This is a genomic window from Curvibacter gracilis ATCC BAA-807, from assembly GCF_000518645.1.
In the GTDB taxonomy this organism is placed as follows: domain Bacteria; phylum Pseudomonadota; class Gammaproteobacteria; order Burkholderiales; family Burkholderiaceae_C; genus Curvibacter; species Curvibacter gracilis.
Map to the genome: position 1 here is coordinate 1 of NZ_JADZ01000046.1, position 21,892 is coordinate 21,892.

Consider the following 21,892-nt stretch of genomic DNA (forward strand, 5'->3'; position numbering starts at 1 on the left):
CCCCCGCCACCGTTGCCGCCGTAGTAGCAGGCGGGCATGTTGAGGACGTTCCAATATTTCTTCGCGTCCTTCATGTCGTTGTAGACATAGACGGCGCGCAAGTGCTCGGGCGGGATGCGCGGTGCCTTGATGGAGTAGTAGGTATTGATGGCCTGCTCCTTGTCGGGTTGCAGCACGCCATAACCGGCCCAAAGCTCCATGTTCTTATCGACCACAAACTGGCAGAGGTCTTGCTGATTGACCACGACGTATTGCCGTCCGCTGGGCAGTCCCGAAAAGTATTCGACGGGGGTGTAAGTGCCGCCGTTGAAGGCCACCCAGCCGCTCGGCGTGAACAGCCAAAGGCCTTGCGTGTCGTAGTTGATATTGGTGATGTTGCCGGGGGTGCCGGTCGTCGCGCGTGCGCCGATGAAGAAGGCACCAGGCTTGCCCGCATCGCCGGGCGGCACGTTGATTTGCACGGTCACGGTCGAGACGGTCTGCGAGCAACCGCCATCGCCATAGCCTCCATAGCAGTAGTCCTCTTTCGTGGCCGATGCCTGGGCAAAGACCAGCGAGGGCAGGGCAACCGCAAGGGCGGTCAGGGTGTGTTTCAGTTTCATAAAGTCAGCTCCTTGAGCGGGTTTTTGCGCGCGCTGGCTGGTACTCGTACCCGTTTGGTCCGGGCTTGAGCTGACCTTGAGAAACAAGCTGCGTAGCCCGATGGGCCACCGCTTGGTGATACCGGCCTAGCCAGCCTCCGAAGTTGCCCGGCTTGGGCAATTCCGGCTGCTTGATAGCGCCTCGCAGCGCCTCTTTGGCTAGGTGCTTCTGGTTGGTCAACAGGGCTTCAGCGTTCCCTTTGTCGGTGACGACGATCTGCGCGCGCTTTCGACCGTCTTCACCCTCGGCAAAGCGACGTTCAATCTCAACGAACGAACCGGGTTGCATCTTCCCGGCGCGTCGAGCCTCGTCTATCGCTTTATCGTGATATAAATAATGCACCTTTGCGTCAGTTCCTTCAAGTAGCAAGTAGGGTATCCCTCGATTTTCGTCGAGTCCGGTGCCAATTACCCGGCCCGCCAGGCGCTTGATGTTGCGGGTATCCGTCGCCACCAGGGGAAGCCTTGGGTCTGACAACGTTGCACGTTGTTCATGGAGCGACTTCAGGCGGTCATTGGCCGTTTGAATCTGCCTCAAGGCCTGCTCAAACGACTTGTCTACCTTCCACGATAGCGGCCCCGTCTTGCGGGCCAGTCCCATTGCCGCGAGCTGCTGCAACCTGCGGATTTCCCGAAGCCGGGCCTCGCGGATCGCGGGGGAGGTCGGAATCCTGCCGCTGTAGTCGAGCTGGTAGCTGTCGCCCTTGTCTTGGCCCTTCTTCTGCAAAGCCCGGTCGATGTCCGTGAACCGCTGTTGAACGACTTGGCGCTCGGCGGCGAGCTTCATGTCGTCGGCTGTCCGGTAGCCAAGCTGGTTTGTAGCGAGCTGCTGCGCCCTCGAACGCAAGCCACTCTTGATGTACTCCTTACCGATGCGCAAGGGCTGGCCCTGTGCGTCGATGCCACGCACCGCAAGGTGAACGTGAGGGTGCTCGGTGTTGAAGTGCTCCACGGCCACCCACTGAAGCGGCGTGCCCAGGTCTTTTTCCATCTGCGCGACAAGCTGCTTTGTATGCAGCTGCATATTCATGCGCTCGCCGAATTCAGGGGAAATAATGAGCTTGAAAAGGTGCTCGTCCTTGGATTTTTGCCAGTCGGCAAGGGTTTCAGCGATAGGCATGTCATCGCCTGAGCTGCCAAACCCGCGAGCGCCTTTTACTTGTTGGCCTTTTCCATTCGCTCCAGATTTGCCATTACTTCCCCGTCGCAATGCGTCAGGTCGTTGGGTTCCTCCTTGCTCCATGTGACCAGGTGCATTACCCGGCAAAAGCATTTCAGCCCTGCCGGGGAAGTGAACCACACCGATGCTGGACAAACCTCGCACACTGTTGAGGGATCGGGGCGCTCCTTCGCGCTGATACTGGCTAAGGTAGGGCTTATGTAGGGCGCTAATTCGTCCTGCATCGGCTCGGGCGGGGTCGATGTCGTATCGTCCTCCGGGAATATCGGATCGTCCTGGATTTCCATTTGCAATTTCCTCCGGGGTTAAGGTGGGTTGGTCGGTTTCCAGCATTTCGCTGGCTTGCTGCTGGGCCAGCTCGGCGGCTTGTTCTGCCTGGCTAACCTTTTCCAGCTCGGTTTCGAGTGATGCGGATTCTCTGGCGATGTATTTGCCATGCGCGGCCCATTGGCCGTCACCCTTATTTTTCGCGTAGGTCAGTCGGACGCTGCACCGCTGCTGACTGCCGCCCGCTTTGGCAACCGGCGAACCGCGCGAAGGGCGCGAGCTGCCGGAACTTCCCCCAGCACCTGGCCGCTTTGACTGGCGCGTCAGGGCACGCAAGGCGCGAAAGGCCTTTGAAAACCCCTGTACGTCGTTCTTGGCCTTGGCTTTCGCCTTGACCTTGAACTTGTCGCCCTCGTCGCTCATTCACCGGCCTCGGCAATGAAGGCCTCGAAGGCCTTGGAAAGAGGGGAGTCCAGCGCGCCGGGCACGCTGTCCATAAGGGCCTTGTACCTGGTGCGCCCGGTCGCCCGCGCGGCGGCTCGGCTGGCTTCGTCGGCGAAGTCCGGTTCGAGCGTGAGGGCCATCTTCATGAACTGGTCGAGAACCGCGAACTGGAATTGCTGCGCCTGGTGGAGCTGGCCGAACCGGCGATGCAACCGGGTGAGCTGCGCCGCCATGCGTTCTTCGACTGCCGCCATTTCGGCGGCTGCGCTCTGGCGGTCAACAGCCTGGCGCAAGGCGAAGCGGTGGTAGTCAGAAACGGCCATGCCCGCCTCTTTGGCGGCCTCTGCGGCGGCTTCTGCGAGGTCTACGGGTAGGCGAATGGTGAGCCTGGTAGCTGGTTTTTTTGCGCTCATTTGACAGCCATTTGGCAGACAAGAAAGCCACATTGTACGACACCGCAAAGCTAGGCGCAATCAAGGAAAAACAGCGAAAGCAACCCCATAGCGTCTGCCGTTCTTTATGTTCCACTAAATTTGGTTTTGGTGGTTGGTTTGCGGTCTTGGTGTCTCCGGTCGCTTCGCTCCCTCGGTGGATCGCTGCGCTCCGTGTCGTGGATCAGCAAAAGATAAGCAGAACATAAGCACTCCGGGGCTTGACATCAGCAGAACATCAGCACAAAATAAGCGAAACGTAAGCAAACAGCTTGACGCATAAGCAAAACATCAGCATAATCTAAGCAACCAAGGCAGAAAGGAGCGTGTATGTGAAGACTAAGCAGTCTCAGAGTCTTGCCGGGGTCATTCGTGAGCGCCTGGCCTCTATCGAGGCCCGGCTTGCAGTCGGAGTGAGGCAAGAAGTCATCGTTGCTGAACTCGCGGCTGAAGGCTACGAAACAACCCTGAAGAACCTGCGCAATGAGTTGTGCAGGGCCAGAAAGCGCAGCTCGAAGACCTTGCCCGCCACGCCTGTCGGCTTGGGAAAAGGTTCAACAGCCAACACGCCCAGCAGGGCAGGAAAGGAGGCCACAAGCCACGCAAGGACTGAAGCGAAGGGGGTAGCCACCCCTCGGGCAGAAAAACCGCCTGAGAACCCGCTAAAGAAGCCGACCGGGTTCAACTACGGCGGCACCAAGGACATTTCCGAAGACGATCTTATTTAAGGAGTTAGAAACATGGCAGCAGAGAAAATCGCGGTTGAGAAAGTGGAAAAGGCAGCAGCAGTGAAACAAACCCCTTCGGCGGTGCATTTCACACTGCAAGGCAAGGGCGGTGTCGGTAAATCCCTTGTCTCGGCCCTCCTGGCGCAGTATTTCGGCAGCGTTGGCGCTGACGTGAAGTGCATCGACACTGACCCGGTGAATCAAACCTTGATGAATTACAAGGCCTTGAACGCCCAGCACGTCAAATTGATGGAAGGCTCCAAAATCGACGAACGCAATTTCGATTCGTTGATGGAACGCCTTTTGTCTGAGGACGGTATCTATGTCGTTGACAACGGCGCTTCGAGCTTTGTGCCGCTGTCGAACTACCTGATTGAAAACAACGCAATTGGCATGCTTCAAGAAGCTGGCCGCGATGTTTTCATCCATTGCGTGGTTACTGGCGGTCAAGCCCTGCTTGATACCCTTTCAGGCTTCAAAGCCCTGGCCGAACAAACCCATACCAATAACATTGTGGTTTGGCTGAATGAATTTTTCGGTGCCATCGAGCACAACGGCAAAGCCTTCAATGAAATGAAGGCCTATACCGAAAACGCCTCGAAGGTGCGCGGCATCGTTCGTATTGCCAAACGCAACCAGGACACTTTCGGGCGCGACATTGAAGAAATGGCTTCCCGCAAGCTGACCTTCTGCGAAGTGCTCGGCGGTTCCGATTTCACGATCATGGCGAAGCAACGGATCAAGACCGTTCAAAAGGACATCTTCGCGCAGCTTGACGAAGTGGGGTTCTGACGTGGACAAGGGCAAGATGATCGCGGCCATCGTCGAGCGCCTGAAAGTGCGTCTCGATGAAGACGATCCGGCCTTTATCCTGGTCGAGCTGAACAAGCTCGCGCTGGAAGACACGGCGAAAGCCATCGTTGACCAGCTCGAACCGATTCCGGCCAAGATTGAGCAAGCCGCGCGGGCGCTGCTGGCCCAGGTGGACACCAAAGCCACGCACCGCACGGCTGAAGCGATTGCGCAAGCAACGCTTCGGATCAATGAGGAAGTCGAGAACTCGCGCAGCACTGCGGCGCGGTTGATCGAAGACGTTGCGAAGGCGAACCGCAACGTCAACGCCTCGAAGTGGTTTGCTGTGGCCGGGGCGGTGTGCGTCGTCCTGGCTGGGGTGAGCTTCGGCGGTGGCTATTGGGTCGCTCGCACGGCCAGCGATAGCGATGCCGTTCGAGCTGGGCGAGTGCTGGCCGGTGATGAGGGCAGGGCGGCGGTGCGCCTGGCTGAACTCGGTCAAGCGAAGGCATTGCTTGAATGCTCCGGCCCCGGCTGGACAACCAAGGACGGCTTTTGCTACGGCACCGCGAAGGAGGGCAAAACCGTTGGCTGGCGTACAAAGTGAAAAGGGGCGCTCGAAAGCGCCCCTTGGGGTATGGCGTGAAGCTCTCAGCGAAAGTGCCTACAAACCATGCCCTGATTTTAGCCGGTTTGCCCGCTCGCGCCTAGCGTCGCGGAAAACGCCGCTGCGCGTCGATTGGTGACAGGCCTCGCGCCTGGCCAGCTCCCGGCTGTCACCATCCTTTTACCTGCTCAGTCCCTTGTTTCGAGTTGGCCCCATGTGCGTGACGGCTGGGGCCTTGCTGCTGTAGTCGATGCGTAGGTCTTGCCCTGGTGGCAACGCCTGACCGACTAGCGCCTTGTCATGCACGATCAGCTTTCGTCCCCCGACGTTCTGCGTGATGAAGTGATCTGTGTGGACTCCCATGCGGCCCTCATAGACCCCGCCCTTTTTGTTTGCAAGCTCTATCGTCAAGTCGTTTGTGTTGGCAAACGCTTGGAGCTTTTTTAATTCTGCGGCGCGGTCTGTTGCATCATTCACGGTGCTCCATCGTGCTCATGTATTTGTTCCTTGACAAGTGTTCTTACCTGGGCAAGCGCCCTATGGTGAATAGTACACGATGGGGACAAATTGAGCAACCAGGTGCGGCCCTGTTGTCACCATCAGCGGCCCACACCCCCCCTAGCTCGCTCAGTGGCCTTGCCGATAGTGCGGTCGATGTACTCCTGTTGCCGCTTCGGTGAACCTTTGTGCGACAAGTCGCGGCTTGCAAGTGCCCCTTCAATCTCATGCGACGGCACTCCATGAGAAACCGCATAGGTGGCATAGGCAAGGTCAACCCGTGTGTTGTCACCGCCATAGCGCCCGTCGTGCCTGAAGTCGTCGATGGTCTTCAAGCCCTGGCGCTCCTGGGCGGCTGGCCGGTTCTGCCACGCTTCGCGCCGCTGCTGTTCGGTCGCGCGCTCCTGGGCGATCACGCCTTCGGCTTGTTGTATGAGTTCCTTTCGGTGGTCGTACTCCTGGCCGCTGTGCTCGCGCAGCTTCACGAAAGGGAAGTGGCCGCTCTCCATCTGATACTTCGGCTTGCGGTTGGTGAAGCCCGCCAGTCGCCCGAAGTGTCGCCAGTCGGCGCTACCGTGGTCAGCTTCAAATTTTTCAGCGCAGAGGCGCGCTGCGGCTGTTGAAACATCCTTGGGCAGCTCCTGGCCGTGCTTGAGCCACGCCTGATAGTTGTTAGGGCTTGTTTCCACCACGGCGGCAGGCTGGAAGCCGGTCGCCTTCATCTGGTCAACGGTCGCGCCTTTGAGGTCATCAACGAGTGTCAACCGATGTTCACCGGCTGGCCGGATGTAGATGTTGCACCCCTTCATGTTCTTGAGCTTCAGGTGTCCGATGGTTTCGTCCTTGAGCAAGGTGTCCTTGCTCCAAGTGCGAAGCTCCATGCGCTCGCCGATTTCGCCCGTCTGCTTGTCCTGGTACTGCGGGTTAAACATGCCCACCTCGAAGGTGGCGCAACCCATCGCCTCGACCTGTTTTTGAACGGCGATTTTCGTGAAGTCTGGTTTGCTCATCTTGTCCTTTCTGTGCTAACGTGATATAAACATACCACAAAACGCACCCTGACCTAAAGCCATGAATGAAGAACAAAGAGAACGGCTGATCGTCAAGCTCAAGAGGGAACTCGGGACAACCATCCTTGACGCTCTCGCTGACGATGCAGTGATCGAAGTCATGCTCAACCCTGACGGCAAGCTCTGGGTCGAGAAATTCGGCGTGGGCAAGTACCACGCTGGCGACTTGCTGCCCTCGCAGTCCGAAAGCATCGTGTCCACCGTGGCCGCGATGCTCGGCACGACTGTCGGTTACGACAAGCCTCGCCTCGAAGGCGAGCTTCCCCTTGATCTGAGCCGCTTTTCAGCTCTGGCCCCGCCAGTGGTCGCCTCTGTGTCGTTCACCATCCGCAAGAAAGCGCGCCGCGTCTTCACCCTGGAAGACTACTTGGCCGCTGGCATCCTGACCCAAGAGCAATTCGATTTCATCTGGCTTTGCTGCGTCAACCGCAAAAACATCATGGTCGCTGGCGGCACCGGCAGCGGCAAGACCACTCTCCTGAACGCCATCATTCACGCGATTTCGACCCTCGCGCCGCATGACCGCCTGGTCATCATTGAAGACACTGGCGAGCTGCAATGCGCGGCAGAGGATTACGTCACCATGCGCGCCTTCTCGGGCTTCAGCATGAACGACTGCCTCAAGTCCACGATGCGATTCCGGCCTGACCGGATCATCGTCGGCGAAGTGCGCGGCGGCGAAGCGATGGCGCTTCTCAAGAGCTGGAACACCGGCCACGAAGGGGGCGCAGGCACCTTGCACGCGAACAGTGGCCGCTTGGCCCTCAGTCGCTTGCAAAGCCTGATTGCCGAAGCTCCCGAAGCATCGAACTACACCCCTGAAATGGTGAGTGGGCTAATTGGCGAGGCCGTGAACGTCGTCATTTTCATCAGCAAAGACAAAGAAGCCAAAGGAGGGCGCGCAGTCAAAGAAATTATTGCCATTGACGGATTCGACGCGGCAAGTGGGGAGTACCGCGTTCGGACGATTTAACTCCCTGTGTACCTGTTCCCTTTCATTCATCACTTAGAGGATTCAAGATGAAAAACCGTTTCATGCGCCTGGTGGCGCTCGTTCTCGTTCAACTCGGCTTCACTGGCGCTGCCTTCGCGGGCGGTGGCGGTGGTGGCTTGCCCTGGGAAGCTCCGCTTCAAACTCTCGCCAACAGCCTGACCGGCCCGGTGGCCCTCGGTATCTCCATCATTGCGATGGCCGCTGCCGGTGGCACGCTGATTTTCGGCGGCGAGCTGGGGGAGTTCACCCGGAAGGCGTTGCTCCTGGTTCTGGCAATTTCCTTCCTGGTCTTCGGCGCTGGCTTCATGACTGCGCTGTTCGGCATTACCGCCGCCGTGGTGTGAGCATGGAAGCCCCGCGCCGCATCCCGATTCATCGGTCACTGAACCGCCCAACTTTGCTGTTGGGTGGTGATCGTGAGCTGGTGCTCGGCGCGGGCCTCCTGGCCGGGATTCTGGTCTTCTCCCTGGGTACGTGGTGGGGCGTCGTGATGGGCATTGCCTTCTGGCTTGTCTCCGTCGGCATCCTGTCTCGCTTGGGAAAGGCTGACCCGATCATCAGGCCCGTGTTCATCCGTCATCAAAAGTACCAAAGCTATCTCCCGCCATCGGCTCGCTGGTGCGGGAAAACGCGCTCGGTGCCCCTTACCTGGAAAGGACGGTAATCGTGCTGAACCTACTCGAATACCGCACAAAAGAAGAAGGCCTCGCCGACCGGCTGAACTACGCGGCCATGATCGACAACGGCATCATGCTTTGCAAGGATGGTGCCCTCATGGCTTCGTGGTACTTCCGGGGTCAAGACCTGGCAAGTAGCACGCCCGATGAGCTGGCCGCTGTGTCAGCTCGTCTCAACAACGCATTGCGCTTCGGCTCCGGCTGGATGATCCATTGCGACGAGATTCGTCGCAAAGCGCCCGGCTACCCGGTGCGCGGTGCCTTCCCGGATCGCACCACGCGGGCCATTGACGAAGAACGGCGCATGCAGTTCATGGCTGAAGGCGCGCACTACGAAAGCGCCTACGCCCTGACGTTGACCTTCTTGCCGCCCACGAAAACCGAAGGCCGCATGACTCGCATGATGTTTGACGGCGAGGAAGCGAGCACGGCCAACGTGGGCGCGCGCTACTTGAAGCAATTCAAGGATGCCGTCTTTGAAATTGAAGATCAGTTCGGCGCGATCTTCATGCTCGAACGCATGCAAGGCAAGGCCTACATCGACGACTTCGGGCGCGAGCACATCCGCGATGGAATGCTTCAGTACCTGCATTTTTGCGTGACTGGCGAGAACCATCCGGTGAACCTGCCCCCGGTCAGCATGTACCTGGACACCATCATCGGCAATGTCGAGTTCTACGGCGGCATTGCGCCCCGTGTGGGCACCAAGCACATGCGCGTGATCGCCCTCGATGGATTCCCCCAGGAGAGCTACCCCGGCATTCTGGCCGCGCTCGATGACCTGGCGCTTGAATACCGCTGGTCAACCCGGTTTCAGTTCCTGGATGGCTTTGTCGCTCGAAGCCTGCTCGATGGCATGCGCCGCAAGTGGAAGCAAAAGGTTCGCGGCTTCAAAGACCAAATGTTTCAGACGGCGAACGGGTCAGTGAACCACGATGCCGCTGAAATGAGCGGTGACGTGGAAACCGCGATGGCTGAAGCCGATAGCGGCCTGGTGCGGTATGGCTACTACAGCGCGAACATCATCCTCTTTGAAGAAGATTTGACTCTCATGGAGGAAGCGGTTCGAGAGGTTCGCAAGATCATTCAAAACCTCGGCTTTGGTGCCCGCCTGGAAACCATCAACGCGGTGGAAGCCTGGCTCGGTTCGCTGCCTGGTCACGGTGTCGAAAACATCCGTCGCCCCTTGCTGCATACCCTCAACCTGGCAGACCTGTTGCCGTCTACGGCCATTTGGGCAGGGCAAGACCATCATCCTTGCCCTTTCTATCCCCCGGATAGCCCGCCCCTGGCCTATGCCGCGACAAACGGCTCTACGCCCTTCCGGCTGAACACTCACGTTAGCGACGTGGGCCACATGCTCGGCCTCGGCCCGACTGGCTCAGGGAAAACAACCCTGCTCGGCCTGTTGATCGCGCAGCAGTTCCGTTACCCGAATGCCCAGGTGTTCGCGTTCGACATGAAGTATGGCCTCTACGCCCTGGCGAAAGCCTCGGGCGGCGAGCATTACGACATCGGGCGCGACAAAACGGCTTTGGCCTTCTGCCCGCTCAAGGAAATTGACTCTCGCAGTGATTTCGCTTGGGCCGCTGAGTGGATCGAAACCGCTTGCGTGCTGCAAGGGCTGGCGATGACTCCGAACTTGCGCAACAAGATCGCGCAAGGCCTTGAGCTGCTGAAGCAAAGCCCGACTCGCACGCTGACCGAGTTCGTTGCCAACGTGCAGGAATTGAGCATCCGCGAAGCTCTTGAGCATTACACGGTGTCGGGGCCGATGGGCACCTTGCTTGATGCGGAGGTCGATACCCTGGGCAGCAGCAAGTTCATGGTCTTCGAGATGGAAGAACTCATGGGCCTGGGCGACAAGAACGTCGTGCCGGTGCTCCTGTACCTGTTCCGTCGCGTCGAAAAGCGCCTGGACGGTTCGCCCACGGTGCTTTCGATTGACGAAGCCTGGTTGGCCCTGGGGCATCCGATGTTTCAGGAAAAACTGCGCGAGTGGTTGAAGGTGCTGCGCTCCAAAAACTGCGCGGTCTGGATGTTCACGCAATCACTTTCTGACGTGTTCAATTCGCCGATTCGTGACGTGATTATCGAATCGTGCTTGACCAAGATTCTTTTGCCCAATTCCGAAGCGAGAAACGAAACCTCGCGCGGCATTTACAAGGTGTTGGGCTTGAATCAGCGGCAAATTGACATCATCGCCCAGGCAACACCGAAGCGCCATTATTACTACATGAGTTCTCTCGGTCGTCGCCTTTTCCAACTTGGTTTAGGTGGTGTCACCCTGAGTTTTGTCGGTGTTTCCGGCAAAGAAGATGTTGCGCTGGTGGATCGTTTCATCGCTCAACATGGTGAAAAGTGGCCTGCTGAATGGCTCCGTGCGCGGGGTTATGAGGATTGGGCTAATTATTGGTTGCGCCTCAATTAAGGAGAAATTGCAATGTTGAAAAGAACGTTCATCGCCTCGCTGGTGACTTCTCTCATTTTTTCTGCGCCGATGGCGCGGGCGGGTTCTGTGGCTGGTTTCGGCGGTTCGACTGAAATCACCCAGCTCGCCAACAATATCGAGCTGGTTCAGTCGTATTTGCAGCAGGCCCAGGCCTACGCCACGCAGTTGCAGCAGTGGAACACGCAAATTCAGCAGTACCAGAACATGGTCACCAACACGCTGAATATCCCGAATCAGATTTGGGGGCAGATTACCAACGAACTTTCTGGCGTGGCGAACCTGGTCAAGCAGGGGCAGGCCTTGGCCTACTCTGCAACGAATATCGGTTCGCAGTTTCAAGCCACATTCAAGGGCTTCCAGTTTCCGGCTGGCTTCAATTACAAGACGGAATACAAAAAGTGGTCGAGTACCACGATGGATAGCTTGAAGGGCGCGCTTGAATCCGCTGGCCTTCAGTCGCAACAGTTTGCGACTGAAGAAGGTGTTTTGCAGCAACTGCGCGGCATGTCTTCCGGTGCCCAGGGCCAGATGCAGGCCATTCAAGCCGGTAGTCAGATTGCAGAGCAACAGGTTCAGCAGCTCCAAAAGCTGCGGCAATTGATGATGCTCCAGCTCCAGTCTCAAAACACCTACCTGGCCGCGCAGCAGAACAAGGAAGACACCATCAAGGCGGCGAAGGAAGATGCCTTCAGCTATCAAAGCCCGGTGCGTCCTTACACCCAATTCAAGGGGGGTTCGCAGTAATGAAAATTGCCCTGACGCTCGCGGCGCTACTGGCGCTTACGGCCTGCGGCGATAAGCAGGAAACCGTGACTCTCAAGGGTAAGGGTGGCGAAACCGTCACCCTTACCCGCACCGCCCCGGACGCGGCGCTGGTTGCTGAGTTGAAGGGCAATCCTGAAAAGCTGAAGCAGGTTATCGACCAATGCGGCAAGTCCGATTCTCAGGAATGCGCCTCCGCGCGCAAGGCTCGAAGCGAACTCATGTTCGCAAAGCCTTCGGACAAGCCCCAACAGTTCAAACATTTTGCAGGGGGTTCGCGTGATATTCAAAAGCCATAAAAAGCCCGCTGACCCGGTTAAACGGTTTCGCTCTGCCGGTTTCCTGGTCGCCTTGGCTGTTCTGTTCTTCTCGGTGCGGGTTCACGCCGACACCGGAATTCTTGACAACATTGCGCAGACATACAAAACGGCTGCAACGGGCTGGACTGGCGCGCTGCTCGGGTATGCGAACCGCCTTTTCATGCTGCTTGCCACGATTGAGCTGGCTTGGAGTTTTGCGGTTTGGGCGCTGGATAAGAACGAGTTTCAATCGTTCATTTCGGCGGTCGCAAAGAAAATCATGTGGATCGGGATTTTCTATGCCTTGCTGCTGAATGGCCCGGTCTGGATTCCGCTCATCATTGATAGCTTTGTCGGTGCTGGCTCCGCTGCTGGTGGCTCCGGTGGCTTGTCGCCTTCGGAAGTCTTCACGACTGGCCTTGATAACGCGGCAACCATGCTCGAAGGCATCAAGAACATGAGCCTTTGGGATGATTTCGCGTCGATTGTGATTGCTGGCTTGTCGGCCATCGTGATTGTGTTGGCCTTTGCCGTTATTGCCGGTCAGCTCCTGGTCGCCCTGGTCGAGAGCTATATCGCCATTTCTGCGGGCCTGCTGTTCCTCGGTTTTGGTGGGTCGCGCTGGACAACGGATTTCGTTCAGAAATTCATCGGCTATGCGGTCGCCACGGGCGTGAAACTGTTCATGCTGTATCTGATTATTGGCATCGGCAACACGCAAGCACAAACCTGGAAAGCCATGCTCGCCACGATTGGCACGCCTGGCGTGCCGGTCTTCAATATCATTTTGACCGTGCTCGGCGGGTCGGTGCTTTTGATGTTCATGGCGATTCAGATTCCCGCGATGGCCGCTTCGATGCTGGCCGGTAGCCCGACTCTGACGGCGGGCGCTGCTGCGGCCACGGCGGGCATGGTTGGGGCGGGCATCGTCGGTGCCGGTGCTGCCGGTGCTGCATCGACTCTGAGCGCCGCGAAGTCTGCCGGTGGTGTTGCCTCGGCGGCAAAAGCCGCTTGGGGCGAGGCAGGCGCGCAAGGCGCATCAGGCCTCGGTCGCGCAGTCGCCACGCTGGGCAACATGGGCACCTCGGCTGCTCGGGACACCAGCAACCGCATGGCCGATGCCATCGCCCCGACAAAGGGCGGGCGCATGGCCGACATTTCAACGGCTCGCACCGCTGAAATGAGCGCGGCCAACTCCCCGGCAACGCCTCCGGCTCCCCCAGCTCCCGCCCAGCCTGCCGCCCCGGCTGCTGAAGCTGCACCGGCTCCCGCTGCTGAAGGCGCGGCCCCTTCCGGTGGATCTGCTTCGGCCAGCTCGGCGGCGGGCGAGGGCGCTGCCGCCCCGGCTTCGGCTGGTGGATCTGCTGCGGCAGCGGTGGCCGCACCATCGGGCGCAGGAAGCGCGGCAAGCGCCCCGGTGGCACCTACCCCCACGGCCACGGCCAGCGCCGCGCCTGCGGCCCCTTCTGGTGGCTCCGTGACCCCCTCGGCCCCGGCTGCTGAAGTGGCTTCCCCTGCATCCCTGGCCTCGGCCACGCCTGCGGGTGGTGATTTCGCTTCGATGCTTGACCCGAAGGGAGCAAGCCCAGGATCGACGGCGGCAGCTCCGGCAAGCGCCGCGCCTGCTGCGCCTAGCAGTGGCAGTGCCGCCGAAAGCGTTGCCTCCGCAGGCACCGCGGCTGATTCGGCCCTCGGGTCTTCAGCTCCGGCCAGTACAGGGCCAGCGGCCAGCGCAACACCCGCCACGCCCCCCAGTGGGGTGCAGGAAAAGGCTAAAGCGCAAACCGCTCAGGCCCCCGGTTTTGAAGATCGGTTCCGTGATCTTCAACAAGTGCGCCCGCCGCAGTTGCCCTCCGATGCCGCCGCTCCGGCAACGGTTTCCATCAAGTTCGACGCTCAACACGATTAAGGAGAGATAGCACATGGCTTCCAAGAAAGAACCGACCCCTGTAGCTGATACAAAAGGGTCAAGTAATCCGGGCCTCAATGACCCATACCTCGACGCGCGGCGCGAGTGGAATGAGCGTTACGGCTCCTATATTTCACGCGCCAAGAACTGGCGGCTCATGGCCTTCGGCGTGCTCGGTGTCTGCCTGGTGCAAACCGTTGGCCTGGTCACGATGGCAACGCAAAACAAGCTGGTGCCCTACGTCGTGCAAGTTGACAAGCTCGGTTCGGTGGTGCCGGTCGCGCGAGCTGACCAAATGGGCAAGACCGATGAGCGCGTCGTCAAAGCCCTGTTGGCCCGCTTCATTTCCGATGCGCGCGGCGTTGTTTCTGACGGCATCGCCCAGCGGCAAATGATTGATCGCACCTACGCGATGCTCTCCAACGGCACGCGGGCGCTGTCAATCGTGAATGAGTTTTACAAGGGTGATCCACCCTTCGCACGCGCGGCCACAAGCGGCGTTACCACTGAAGTTTCGTCGGTAATTCCTGTCACTGACAAGACCTGGCAAGTCGAGTGGGAAGAAACCACTCGCGCAACGTCCGGCGCAATTACCAACAAATTGCGCTGGAAAGCAAACCTCACGCTGGCGTTCAACCCGCCTACCAACGAACGTCAGATTCGGGTGAATCCCATCGGCGTATTTATTACTGACCTGAGCTGGTCGCAAGTTCTGTGAAAGGGGATTCCATCATGAAAAAGTCATTCGTTCTTACCGCTGCTGTTGTCGCATTCGCCCAGGTCAACGCCTGGGCACAAACCCCGGCAACGCCCCCGGCCACGGTCGCAAACCCTCCGGCTCGGGTTGTGCCAGCCCTCGAAGTCGCCCAGGCCGCGCCTGCGCCTGTGCAGGCTGCGCCCGCTCCGCTGGCCTCTTGCCAGCCGGTGCAAAACGCCTCTTGCGGGCAAGCTCCCGCGAAACCGCGCCCCGTCGTGAAGCGCCGCCCTCCGGTCGAAACTCCGATTCGTGAAAAGGTGGAAACCATCATCGAAGCAAAGCAAGATGCCAGCGCCGCGCATGCTGTCGGCCAGTCGAAGGAATGGCTCACGGCTGAGAACAAGCCCACGGTCGGCGACGATGGCCGCGTCATGTTCACGTTTGGCGCTGGCCTGCCTGTTGTGGTGTGCGCCCCGCTGCGCGTGTGCGTGATCGAGCTGCAAGCCGGTGAGCGCGTCAACAAGGAAGTTCAGCTCGGCGATAGCGTGCGCTGGATCGTCACGCCAGCCGAAAGCGGCTCGGGCAAAACGGCTCAAACCCTGGTGGTCATCAAGCCGAAGGAAGTCGGCCTCGATACCAACCTGGTCATTCCGACTGACAAGCGGAATTACTACATCCGGTTGGTTTCTCGCTCAACGGACTACGTTGCGCGGGTCGCCTTCAATTACCCCGAGGAAGCACGCGCCGCGTGGGAGGTCTATGCGGCCAAGCGTAGCGAGCTGGCGAAGGCTGAAGTCGCTCCCGACATGGCCGCAATGTCCATCGAGCGCCTGAAGTTCGATTACACGATGGAGGGCGAAGCCTCTTTCCGTCCGGTGCGCGTCCTGGATAACGGCGAAAAGACCTACATCCAGTTGCCGCCTACGGCTAAGGCCGATGAGATTCCCGTCCTGGTCGTGTTGAACACCGAAGGCAAAGAGCAGCTTGTCAACTCGCGCTTCATCAACGGCTGGTATGAGGTTGATCGCCTGTTTGATCGCGCTGCGCTGATTCTCGGCGTGGGTAGCGAGCAACGCAAAATTGTCATCACCAACAACGGGCGCTTCAAGCCCCGTTCGTTCTGGAACTTTGGGGGTAACTAATCATGGCTGAATCGACCATTCAACCAAAGGACGGCCCGCAAAACTCGCCCGATGGTTTGGGCTTCAAGACCAAACCGAAGGGGGTTGTCCGGGTCAACAAGAAGGCGGTCGCCTTCGCCGGTTTCATGCTGGTTCTGGTGCTCATGGCAATCATGGTGGGTGTCGTCACTCGCAAGCCGTCTACCGGCATGAAGTCAGCGGACGACAACCCCGAGAACACCAATAGCAAGCTGGCACCCGCCCTGCAAGCTGGTGAGCAAATTGCCCGCGACATCCCCGATGGCAACTTGCCCGAGCGCAAGGCCCAGGACGACAAAGCGCGCTTCTCGGTCAAGAACCCCGGTTCTGGCGTGCTGGAAACGCCCAATACGGGCGCTGACGGCCTGACCCCTGCCCAGGTGCCCCCGCTGGTAGGCGCGGCCCCTGGCACGCCTGGCGGGCCTTCCTTGGCTGGCAACGGTGCGCCGAATCTCGGCAATCAGCAGCGCGTCAACGGTGGCCCCGCTCCGATTGACCCTGCCGTCGAAAAGGCACGTCGGCTGCGCGAGGAACGCGAGGCGCGATTGAAGCAAGCGATGGAAGCGGGCACCACGGCCCAAAGCTCCGGCGCTGGTGCCGGTGGCTTCCAGTTCACCAACGGCGCAGCGCCTGGCGCTCCTGGTGGCCTGGCTGGTGGAACCGCCCTTCAGCAGCTTCAAGCCCTGGCCGCGCAAGGGCAAGGCCAGCGCGCGCCCGGCCTCATGCCTGCCTCAATGCCTGGTCGTGAGGAAGACGATCAGAACAAGCAGCAGCGCAAAGAGGACTTTGTTCGCAGCATGGAGGCGGTGCCGGATCGCAACTTCGTCAACTCCACCCGCAAGGCTGGCTTGTCAAAGTACGAGGTCAAAGCCGGATGGGTCATTCCGGCCACGATGGAGCACGGCATCAACTCCGACTTGCCGGGCAAGATCACGGCCCGCGTGACGCAAAACGTGTGGGACACGGCGACGGGTCGCTTCTTGATGGTGCCCCAGGGCGCGCAGCTCATGGGCACGTATGACAGTCAAGTCGCCTACGGTCAAAATGGCCTGCTGGTGGTGTGGCGGCGCATCATCTTCCCCGATGGAAGCTCGATTGACCTGGAAGGCATGGGCGGCGTGGACGAAAGCGGCTACTCGGGCTTCCGTGACCAGATCAACAACCACTATGGCCGCATCTTCGGCTTCGGCTTGTTGACCTCGTTGTTCAGCGCGGCATTCCAGATCACGCAGAACAACAACAATCAGCAGATCGGGCAGGCACCTACGCCAGCTCAGACGGCAGGCACCGCCGTCGCGCAGCAGATGAGCCAGCTTGGCATTGAGATTGCCCGCAAGAACCTCCGGGTTCAGCCAACAATCGAGATTCGCCCCGGCTATCAGTTCAATGTTCGCGTGGACAAAGACCTGGTGTTTCCCCGCCCGTATGTCTACGGGAACGCGCAGTAAGTAGCGGGGTTGATTGGTGACAGAAACAGCTCGCCGGCGGGCCGTTTTTGTCGCCAAAACGCCTCACAATCGCTAGAATGGAACTTTTATATCACGTTGGTGCATATCAATGGCCGAAATCAAGACCTTCCCGGTTCGGCTCACGCACCAGGCGAACGAGTTGCTGCGCAATGCTTACCACTACAGAGGTGATCTTTCGTCGCAACTGACGATGATTCTTGAGACGGTCAACCTGCGAAAAATTGAGCTGAAGCGTTTCCCGACTGGTCGGGCAGCACGCGAAGCGAAAGACGAAGACAGGCCCCTCTTGAAGACCTCTGTACGCCTGACCGTAGAGCTTTACGACCAGGTGAAAGCGGTCGCCGACTCTCGAACCACGTCGGTGAACGTCGTTCTAAACAGCGCGATCCTGGCTGCACTTGCCAAACTCTGAACCCCGGTGCTGGGGTCATCCCTCCGCAACTTCTAACGGCCCTTCGGGGCCGTTTTCTTTGGGCGGCTTGGTGACAGGCCTCGCGCCTGGCCAGCGCCTGGCTGTCACCATGTTCAAGCCCCTTTCTTGGCGCGCGGTGCCTTCTTGGCCGGTGCCGGTGCTGCTTCGGTGGACGTGGCCGCGTCGGCTCCCTTCTGACCAACAACGCGCAGCAGCTCGGCGGCTTGGGCCTGGGTCGCTTCGAGCTGGCCGCGCAGCTTGGCCGCGTCCTCGCGCGCTGCGCTGGCTTCCTTGTTGGCCTGCACCTGGTCAGCCTCGGCCTTGGCGATTCGCTCTGCGGCGCGCTGGGCCTCGCGCTCGGCGGTCTTGCGGTGCTCCTGGTGCGCCTGCTCGGCGGCTTCGGCCTTGGCCTTCACGGTCGCCAGCTCGGCCCGCGCCTGGTCGCGTTCAGCGGTCGCGGCCTGGTTGGCTTTCTTCTGCTCGGCCAGCTCGGCGCGAAGCTGCTCGGCCTCCTGCTGGTGGCGTGCGCGGTCGGCCTCGATGGCGGCATTCATCCGGGCCAGCTCTGCGGCGTGCTGGGCTTCTGCCGTCCTGGCGGTCTGCTCGGTCACAGTGACACGTTCGCGGACTTGGGCCAGCTCCACGGCCTGGGCCTGGCTGGTGGCCTGCACGTCGGCGAGTTTGCCTTCCAGTGCCTCAACCTGGCCGGTGGCCTCGTCGAGCTTGGCTTCCAGGTCATCAACGGTCTGAGCTGCATCGGAAAGCTCGCGCTCGGCCTGCGCGCGTTGTTCCCCTGCGGATCGCACAACCTCATGAACCCGGCGCTCTGCTGCCTTGACGGCCTTGTCGTTCAGTTCCACGGCCAGCGTGGCAAGGCGCTCGGTCAGCGCCTTGGTCACTGCGGCCACTTCCTCGGCAACCTCTACGGGCAGCTCTGCAACCGGCTCGGCCTGCTGCACCGATTGACTGGCAAGGTGTTCGTCCCAAACCTGCTTCAACCTGGTGGGATTGCCGCCGCCCACTTTCTGGCGAAGGGCAAAGCCGGTGATGTTCCGGCCAGCGCCTTGCAGCTCTTGACCGGCTTCGATGATGGCTTCAGGGGTGAATTCAACGGGGCGCATGGTGGTTCTCCTGGTGGTTGATGCCTCATTATATCACAACAAACAAAGAAACAAACAAACGAACAAATAAACTAATCTTTTTTTGTTGGCCGGTGCCGCCCGGTCGGTGGCGGGTTCACCCGGCTTTGATGGTGTTTGCGGCTCGGCCTGCTGGTTCGGCTCGCTGGTGGCCGGGCTGGTGGGGCCTTGGCTGGTCGGTGATCGTGCCGCCTGGGCTGTTTTGCGGCCCTTGTGGCCGCTTTTTCTGCGCCGAAGGGCGCGGGCGGTTCATGTCTTCTTTGAATCCCAGCGGTGAGGCATCGGCCTAAGCCGATGACGAGGGGCGCAGCCCCTGGGGGCCTGCTCTACCCCGCTTGCGGGGTCACTTATTGGGGCGAAGCCCCTTCGTGGTATGCGCGCAAGTCAACTCCCGAAGGGAGGTGCGCAGCGAGCCATGTCCCGGCCCGTCAGGGCCGCTCGAATTGCTTCCCCCCGCGCGCCACGGTCGCCCGTCCTGTGGACAACGTTATGCACACCGGGGACGGTTAAATAAAAGGTTAAAAGAAAGGGTTAGCTCGGTCGGGACAAAGCGAGAAAACCCAGCACTGGCGCGGGGTTGCGCGGTGGACAACCGGCCCGGCTGGAACTCATACAACAACACCAAGGAACCGATGCAACAAGGGGTAGGAACTCATAGAACAACACCCCCCGTTTTCAAAGGAACTCATTCAACAAGGTTTCAGGAACTCATAGAACAAGCCCGCAAGCCGCGCCGGGCCTCATTTCTGAGCGATTGCACGCGGTAAATCTGACCGATTACACGCGCGGGCGTGGTGACAGGCCTCGCGCCTGGCCAGCTCGCCGCTGTCACCATCAAGCCGGGCGCTTGCGTAGCGCCCAAACGCGCTTCACCTGGCTTTCGCTGCACCCGGCGAGCCTGGCTGTCTCGGTGATGCTGTGGCCGCTGCCGCGCAGCGCCTCGATGCGCTGGTGCATGCCGGTGTCGGCCTGCCTCCCTGCGTACTTCCCGGCGCTCTTTGCCAGCTCCACGCCCTGGCGTTGCCGCTCGCGGCGGTCTTCGTAGTCGTCTCGCGCGATTTGCAAGGCAAGCCGTAGCAGCATGGCCTGAACCGACTCCAAAACGATCTTGGTCACGCCCTCGGCATCTGCGGCCAGCTCTGAAAGGTCGATCACGCCGGGCACGGCCAGCTTCGCGCCCTTGGCCTGGATGGAGTTCACCAGGCGCTCGGCCTCGGCGAGCGGTAGGCGGCTGATTCGGTCGATCTTCTCGGCGATCACGACTTCACCAGGTTGCAAGTCGTCGATCATGCGCAGCAGCTCGGGCCGGTCGGCCCGCGCGCCCGATGCTTTCTCGCGGTAGACACCGGCAACGTAGTAGCCAGCGGCCCGCGCGGCATCCTTGATGCCTTCCTGCCGCTGTAGGTCTTGCTCGTCGGTGCTCACGCGCATGTAAATGCGCGCCACCTTCATGCTGCCGGTGGACGTGGCCGGGCTGGTGGTGCGCCGCCTGGTCATGCTGTCACTTTCGGGCGCAAGGTGATGCACTCGCCGCGCCGAAGTCGGCGAAGCAACAGCTCATCGGGCACGCCTTTGCCCTCTGGCGGGGCCGTAATGGTCACTGTGTCGCCTTCGGCGGTAACGGTGAGCACGGGTAGCCCTGCGGGCGTGTACGCCCCGCCTGAGCGCGTTTGGACGGCATGCCGGGCCAGGTGGTGGGCTGGCTCCGCAAGATGCGCCTCGATGCGCTGAATCATGTCCCGGTTCATCGGATGCGCGGGCCAGCTCGCAATGTAGTCGCGCACCCCGGCAAGGAAGTCGAGTGTCGCGGCGTGGCGCTCGTCGGTCGAAAACTGCATGCTGCCCCTTTCTGGTCGGTCAATTTGGGTGTACCTAAATGCGCCCACGATACCGAAGGGGGCCAATTAAGGCAAGGGCAATCTAAATTTGTCGTTTTCAGAAGGCGACTGCATGAAATATCAGGAGTCGGCTGCACTGCCAGAACTGGCCGCCTGCAAGGCAGCGTAGAGAGCGGTTTTTCCTACCTTGAGGCGTGCGGCGGCCTCGCGGACATTCAAGCCGTTGGCGACAAGCTCCCGCGCTCGTTGCAACTTGTCGGCAGTGACAACCGGCTTGCGTCCGCCTTTGCGCCCGCGTGCGGCGGCAGCGGTCAACCCGGCCTTGGTGCGCTCGCGGATCAGGTCGCGCTCGAACTGGCCCAGCGCACCGAACACATGGAAGATGAGCCGCCCGCCCGGCGTGGTGGTGTCGATGTTTTCAGTCAACGAGCGGAAGCCGACGCCCCGTGCTTCCAGCTTGCCGACCGTCTCAATCAGGTGCGGAACGGAGCGGCCAAGCCGATCCAGCCGCCAGACGACCAGCACATCGCCATCGCGCAGATAAGCCAGCGCATCGGCCAAGCCGGGCCGGTCTGCCTTGGCCCCGGATGCCGTGTCCTCGAAAACCCGTTCGCAGCCTGCATTGCGCAGCGCATCCGTCTGCAAGGCGGTGTCCTGTTCCGCCGTCGATACCCGCGCATAGCCGATGAGTGCCATTTCCGCCCATTTGTCCGTTATACCGTCCGCCTATCTTATTGTCCGTCATCCCGTTGCGAAAGATGTTTTCGGACAGGCGTCCGGTTTGGCCGCCTAATGATCGTTTGACGGACAAGGCGGCTGGCGTCAGCCGAAAAGCTCGCTGTGCGAGCCAAGCCGCGCCAGGCGCAGGATGTCGGGATCGGACTTGCGGTAGATCAGCAGCAGGTCGGGCTTGATGTGGCATTCACGGTAGCCCGCCCAATCGCCGGAAAGGTCGTGATCGCGGTAGCGCGCATCGAGGGGCTGATCGGTCGCCAGCGCGACCAATACCGGCTTGAGCGCGTCATCGAGCGTGGCGCGGTGCTGGCCCTTGGCCTCGCGCTTGTAATCGCGTTTGAACGCGGAGGAACGGTCAATCGTCCGCATGCAAATCCGCCATCAGATCGTCCACGCTGGTGAACTTCTTGCCCTTGCCCGCTTCCAGTTCGGCAATGGCCTTCTTGGTGGTGGCATTGGGCACCTTCACATCGAAGGGCAGGCGGTGTTCGTCGGCGATGCGCAGCATCAGCAGGCGGATGGCGTCGGAAATCGACAACCCCATTGCTTCGAGCGCGCTGGCGGCACGCTCCTTGGTGTTGGTGTCGATGCGGGCGCGGACGTAGGTGTCGGCAGTGGTACTCATGGTAATTCTCCGGGAACGATTCAGATACTCACATTGTAGTCACAATGCGACCACATAACAAGGCCG

Annotated in this window: 25 protein-coding genes; 14 read left to right on the forward strand and 11 right to left on the reverse strand. The window is 60.1% G+C overall.

Translation table 11 applies throughout. From position 1 onward, the window contains the following. The 3 genes from L880_RS33430 to L880_RS0124270 form a co-directional block, all read right to left on the reverse strand. On the reverse strand, positions 1-602 hold a 602-nt coding region (locus L880_RS33430; protein WP_043330493.1), incomplete at its 3' end, for a hypothetical protein. A gap of 4 nt (positions 603-606) precedes the next feature. After that, entirely contained in the window at positions 607-2,511 is a 1,905-nt protein-coding gene (locus tag L880_RS0124255) for a DUF3363 domain-containing protein (RefSeq protein WP_157463050.1), read from the reverse strand. After that, positions 2,508-2,945, reverse strand: coding sequence for a hypothetical protein (locus L880_RS0124270; RefSeq protein ID WP_027477862.1), 438 nt, complete (start codon positions 2,943-2,945; stop codon positions 2,508-2,510). The genes L880_RS0124255 and L880_RS0124270 overlap by 4 nt, the downstream gene beginning before the upstream one ends. Before the next feature lie 350 nt (positions 2,946-3,295). Here L880_RS0124270 and L880_RS35215 point away from each other — a divergent pair, with 350 nt between their 5' ends. Genes L880_RS35215 through L880_RS0124285 form a run of 3 tightly spaced genes read left to right on the forward strand, consistent with a single transcriptional unit; the run spans position 3,296 to position 5,090 of the window. After that, positions 3,296-3,691, forward strand: coding sequence for a hypothetical protein (locus tag L880_RS35215; RefSeq protein ID WP_157463051.1), 396 nt, complete (start codon positions 3,296-3,298; stop codon positions 3,689-3,691). Between the two features lie 12 nt (positions 3,692-3,703). Beyond that, on the forward strand, positions 3,704-4,483 hold the full coding sequence (locus L880_RS0124280; RefSeq protein WP_084461641.1) for a nucleotide-binding protein: 780 nt from the start codon (positions 3,704-3,706) through the stop codon (positions 4,481-4,483). Position 4,484: 1 nt separating this feature from the next. Further along, the gene (locus L880_RS0124285) at positions 4,485-5,090 is read left to right on the forward strand and encodes a hypothetical protein (protein ID WP_157463052.1); all 606 of its coding nucleotides are present in this window, start codon (positions 4,485-4,487) and stop codon (positions 5,088-5,090) included. A 180-nt stretch (positions 5,091-5,270) separates the two neighbouring features. Here L880_RS0124285 and L880_RS0124290 read toward each other — a convergent pair whose 3' ends face one another. Further along, positions 5,271-5,567 (reverse strand): KfrB domain-containing protein, encoded by a 297-nt coding sequence (locus L880_RS0124290; protein WP_027477865.1) that lies wholly within the window; start codon positions 5,565-5,567, stop codon positions 5,271-5,273. 122 nt (positions 5,568-5,689) lie between these two features. Then, entirely contained in the window at positions 5,690-6,598 is a 909-nt protein-coding gene (locus L880_RS0124295) for a RepB family DNA primase (RefSeq protein ID WP_051443573.1), read from the reverse strand. 61 nt (positions 6,599-6,659) lie between these two features. Between L880_RS0124295 and trbB the strand changes: the two genes are divergently transcribed. The 11 genes from trbB to L880_RS0124350 all read left to right on the forward strand — a co-directional run bounded on the left by trbB (position 6,660) and on the right by L880_RS0124350 (position 17,489). Then, on the forward strand, positions 6,660-7,631 hold the full coding sequence (trbB, locus tag L880_RS0124300) for a P-type conjugative transfer ATPase TrbB (protein ID WP_027477867.1): 972 nt from the start codon (positions 6,660-6,662) through the stop codon (positions 7,629-7,631). 47 nt (positions 7,632-7,678) lie between these two features. Further along, on the forward strand, positions 7,679-7,996 hold the full coding sequence (locus L880_RS0124305) for a TrbC/VirB2 family protein (protein ID WP_027477868.1): 318 nt from the start codon (positions 7,679-7,681) through the stop codon (positions 7,994-7,996). A gap of 2 nt (positions 7,997-7,998) precedes the next feature. Then, positions 7,999-8,316 carry a conjugal transfer protein TrbD gene (trbD, locus tag L880_RS33440; RefSeq protein WP_051443583.1) on the forward strand — a complete coding sequence of 106 codons (318 nt, stop codon included), beginning with the start codon at positions 7,999-8,001 and terminating at the stop codon, positions 8,314-8,316. A 2-nt stretch (positions 8,317-8,318) separates the two neighbouring features. After that, positions 8,319-10,760, forward strand: coding sequence for a VirB4 family type IV secretion/conjugal transfer ATPase (locus L880_RS33445; protein WP_043330495.1), 2,442 nt, complete (start codon positions 8,319-8,321; stop codon positions 10,758-10,760). A gap of 12 nt (positions 10,761-10,772) precedes the next feature. Further along, entirely contained in the window at positions 10,773-11,525 is a 753-nt protein-coding gene (gene trbJ, locus L880_RS0124320; protein WP_027477869.1) for a P-type conjugative transfer protein TrbJ, read from the forward strand. Then, a complete protein-coding gene (locus tag L880_RS36100) occupies positions 11,525-11,842 on the forward strand; it encodes an EexN family lipoprotein (protein WP_043330497.1) in 318 nt (105 codons plus the stop codon). The genes trbJ and L880_RS36100 overlap by 1 nt, the downstream gene beginning before the upstream one ends. Next, positions 11,823-13,751 (forward strand): P-type conjugative transfer protein TrbL, encoded by a 1,929-nt coding sequence (gene trbL / locus L880_RS34560; protein WP_169737806.1) that lies wholly within the window; start codon positions 11,823-11,825, stop codon positions 13,749-13,751. The genes L880_RS36100 and trbL overlap by 20 nt, the downstream gene beginning before the upstream one ends. A 13-nt stretch (positions 13,752-13,764) precedes the next feature. Continuing rightward, positions 13,765-14,469, forward strand: coding sequence for a conjugal transfer protein TrbF (gene trbF / locus L880_RS0124335; protein ID WP_027477872.1), 705 nt, complete (start codon positions 13,765-13,767; stop codon positions 14,467-14,469). Between the two features lie 14 nt (positions 14,470-14,483). Next, positions 14,484-15,590, forward strand: coding sequence for a P-type conjugative transfer protein TrbG (gene trbG, locus L880_RS33465; protein ID WP_157463054.1), 1,107 nt, complete (start codon positions 14,484-14,486; stop codon positions 15,588-15,590). Between the two features lie 2 nt (positions 15,591-15,592). Beyond that, positions 15,593-17,056 (forward strand): TraB/TrbI/VirB10 family type IV secretion system protein, encoded by a 1,464-nt coding sequence (locus L880_RS34565; RefSeq protein WP_051443577.1) that lies wholly within the window; start codon positions 15,593-15,595, stop codon positions 17,054-17,056. Between the two features lie 109 nt (positions 17,057-17,165). After that, positions 17,166-17,489, forward strand: a complete 324-nt coding sequence (locus L880_RS0124350) for a hypothetical protein (RefSeq protein WP_027477873.1) — start codon at positions 17,166-17,168, stop codon at positions 17,487-17,489. A gap of 113 nt (positions 17,490-17,602) precedes the next feature. Here L880_RS0124350 and L880_RS0124355 read toward each other — a convergent pair whose 3' ends face one another. The 6 genes from L880_RS0124355 to L880_RS0124385 form a co-directional block, all read right to left on the reverse strand. Further along, positions 17,603-18,610 carry a DNA-binding protein gene (locus L880_RS0124355; protein ID WP_027477874.1) on the reverse strand — a complete coding sequence of 336 codons (1,008 nt, stop codon included), beginning with the start codon at positions 18,608-18,610 and terminating at the stop codon, positions 17,603-17,605. Positions 18,611-19,462: 852 nt separating this feature from the next. Continuing rightward, positions 19,463-20,125 carry a recombinase family protein gene (locus L880_RS0124365; RefSeq protein WP_425389210.1) on the reverse strand — a complete coding sequence of 221 codons (663 nt, stop codon included), beginning with the start codon at positions 20,123-20,125 and terminating at the stop codon, positions 19,463-19,465. Next, complete coding sequence (locus L880_RS0124370) at positions 20,122-20,466, reverse strand: hypothetical protein (protein WP_157463055.1); 345 nt, start codon at positions 20,464-20,466, stop codon at positions 20,122-20,124. Before L880_RS0124370 ends, L880_RS0124365 begins: the two co-directional genes overlap by 4 nt. A 120-nt stretch (positions 20,467-20,586) precedes the next feature. Further along, entirely contained in the window at positions 20,587-21,162 is a 576-nt protein-coding gene (locus tag L880_RS0124375) for a recombinase family protein (RefSeq protein ID WP_027477877.1), read from the reverse strand. A 126-nt stretch (positions 21,163-21,288) separates the two neighbouring features. Then, entirely contained in the window at positions 21,289-21,570 is a 282-nt protein-coding gene (locus tag L880_RS0124380) for a type II toxin-antitoxin system YafQ family toxin (RefSeq protein WP_017518825.1), read from the reverse strand. Continuing rightward, complete coding sequence (locus L880_RS0124385; protein WP_017518824.1) at positions 21,557-21,826, reverse strand: type II toxin-antitoxin system RelB/DinJ family antitoxin; 270 nt, start codon at positions 21,824-21,826, stop codon at positions 21,557-21,559. Before L880_RS0124385 ends, L880_RS0124380 begins: the two co-directional genes overlap by 14 nt. Positions 21,827-21,892 lie beyond the last annotated feature (66 nt).

Coding starts and splice junctions, on each gene's coding strand:
- L880_RS0124305 (WP_027477868.1), top strand. CDS start 7,679: ATGAAAAACCGTTTCATGCGCCTGGTGGCGCTCGTTCTCGTTCAACTC.
- trbB (WP_027477867.1), top strand. CDS start 6,660: ATGAATGAAGAACAAAGAGAACGGCTGATCGTCAAGCTCAAGAGGGAA.
- L880_RS0124270 (WP_027477862.1), bottom strand. CDS start 2,945: ATGAGCGCAAAAAAACCAGCTACCAGGCTCACCATTCGCCTACCCGTA.
- L880_RS0124355 (WP_027477874.1), bottom strand. CDS start 18,610: ATGCGCCCCGTTGAATTCACCCCTGAAGCCATCATCGAAGCCGGTCAA.
- L880_RS0124375 (WP_027477877.1), bottom strand. CDS start 21,162: ATGGCACTCATCGGCTATGCGCGGGTATCGACGGCGGAACAGGACACC.
- L880_RS0124350 (WP_027477873.1), top strand. CDS start 17,166: ATGGCCGAAATCAAGACCTTCCCGGTTCGGCTCACGCACCAGGCGAAC.
- trbD (WP_051443583.1), top strand. CDS start 7,999: ATGGAAGCCCCGCGCCGCATCCCGATTCATCGGTCACTGAACCGCCCA.
- L880_RS0124295 (WP_051443573.1), bottom strand. CDS start 6,598: ATGAGCAAACCAGACTTCACGAAAATCGCCGTTCAAAAACAGGTCGAG.
- L880_RS0124370 (WP_157463055.1), bottom strand. CDS start 20,466: ATGCAGTTTTCGACCGACGAGCGCCACGCCGCGACACTCGACTTCCTT.
- trbG (WP_157463054.1), top strand. CDS start 14,484: ATGAAAAAGTCATTCGTTCTTACCGCTGCTGTTGTCGCATTCGCCCAG.
- trbJ (WP_027477869.1), top strand. CDS start 10,773: ATGTTGAAAAGAACGTTCATCGCCTCGCTGGTGACTTCTCTCATTTTT.
- L880_RS0124385 (WP_017518824.1), bottom strand. CDS start 21,826: ATGAGTACCACTGCCGACACCTACGTCCGCGCCCGCATCGACACCAAC.
- L880_RS0124365 (WP_425389210.1), bottom strand. CDS start 20,125: ATGACCAGGCGGCGCACCACCAGCCCGGCCACGTCCACCGGCAGCATG.
- L880_RS0124280 (WP_084461641.1), top strand. CDS start 3,704: ATGGCAGCAGAGAAAATCGCGGTTGAGAAAGTGGAAAAGGCAGCAGCA.
- L880_RS36100 (WP_043330497.1), top strand. CDS start 11,525: ATGAAAATTGCCCTGACGCTCGCGGCGCTACTGGCGCTTACGGCCTGC.
- L880_RS34565 (WP_051443577.1), top strand. CDS start 15,593: ATGGCTGAATCGACCATTCAACCAAAGGACGGCCCGCAAAACTCGCCC.
- L880_RS0124255 (WP_157463050.1), bottom strand. CDS start 2,511: ATGAGCGACGAGGGCGACAAGTTCAAGGTCAAGGCGAAAGCCAAGGCC.
- trbF (WP_027477872.1), top strand. CDS start 13,765: ATGGCTTCCAAGAAAGAACCGACCCCTGTAGCTGATACAAAAGGGTCA.
- L880_RS0124380 (WP_017518825.1), bottom strand. CDS start 21,570: ATGCGGACGATTGACCGTTCCTCCGCGTTCAAACGCGATTACAAGCGC.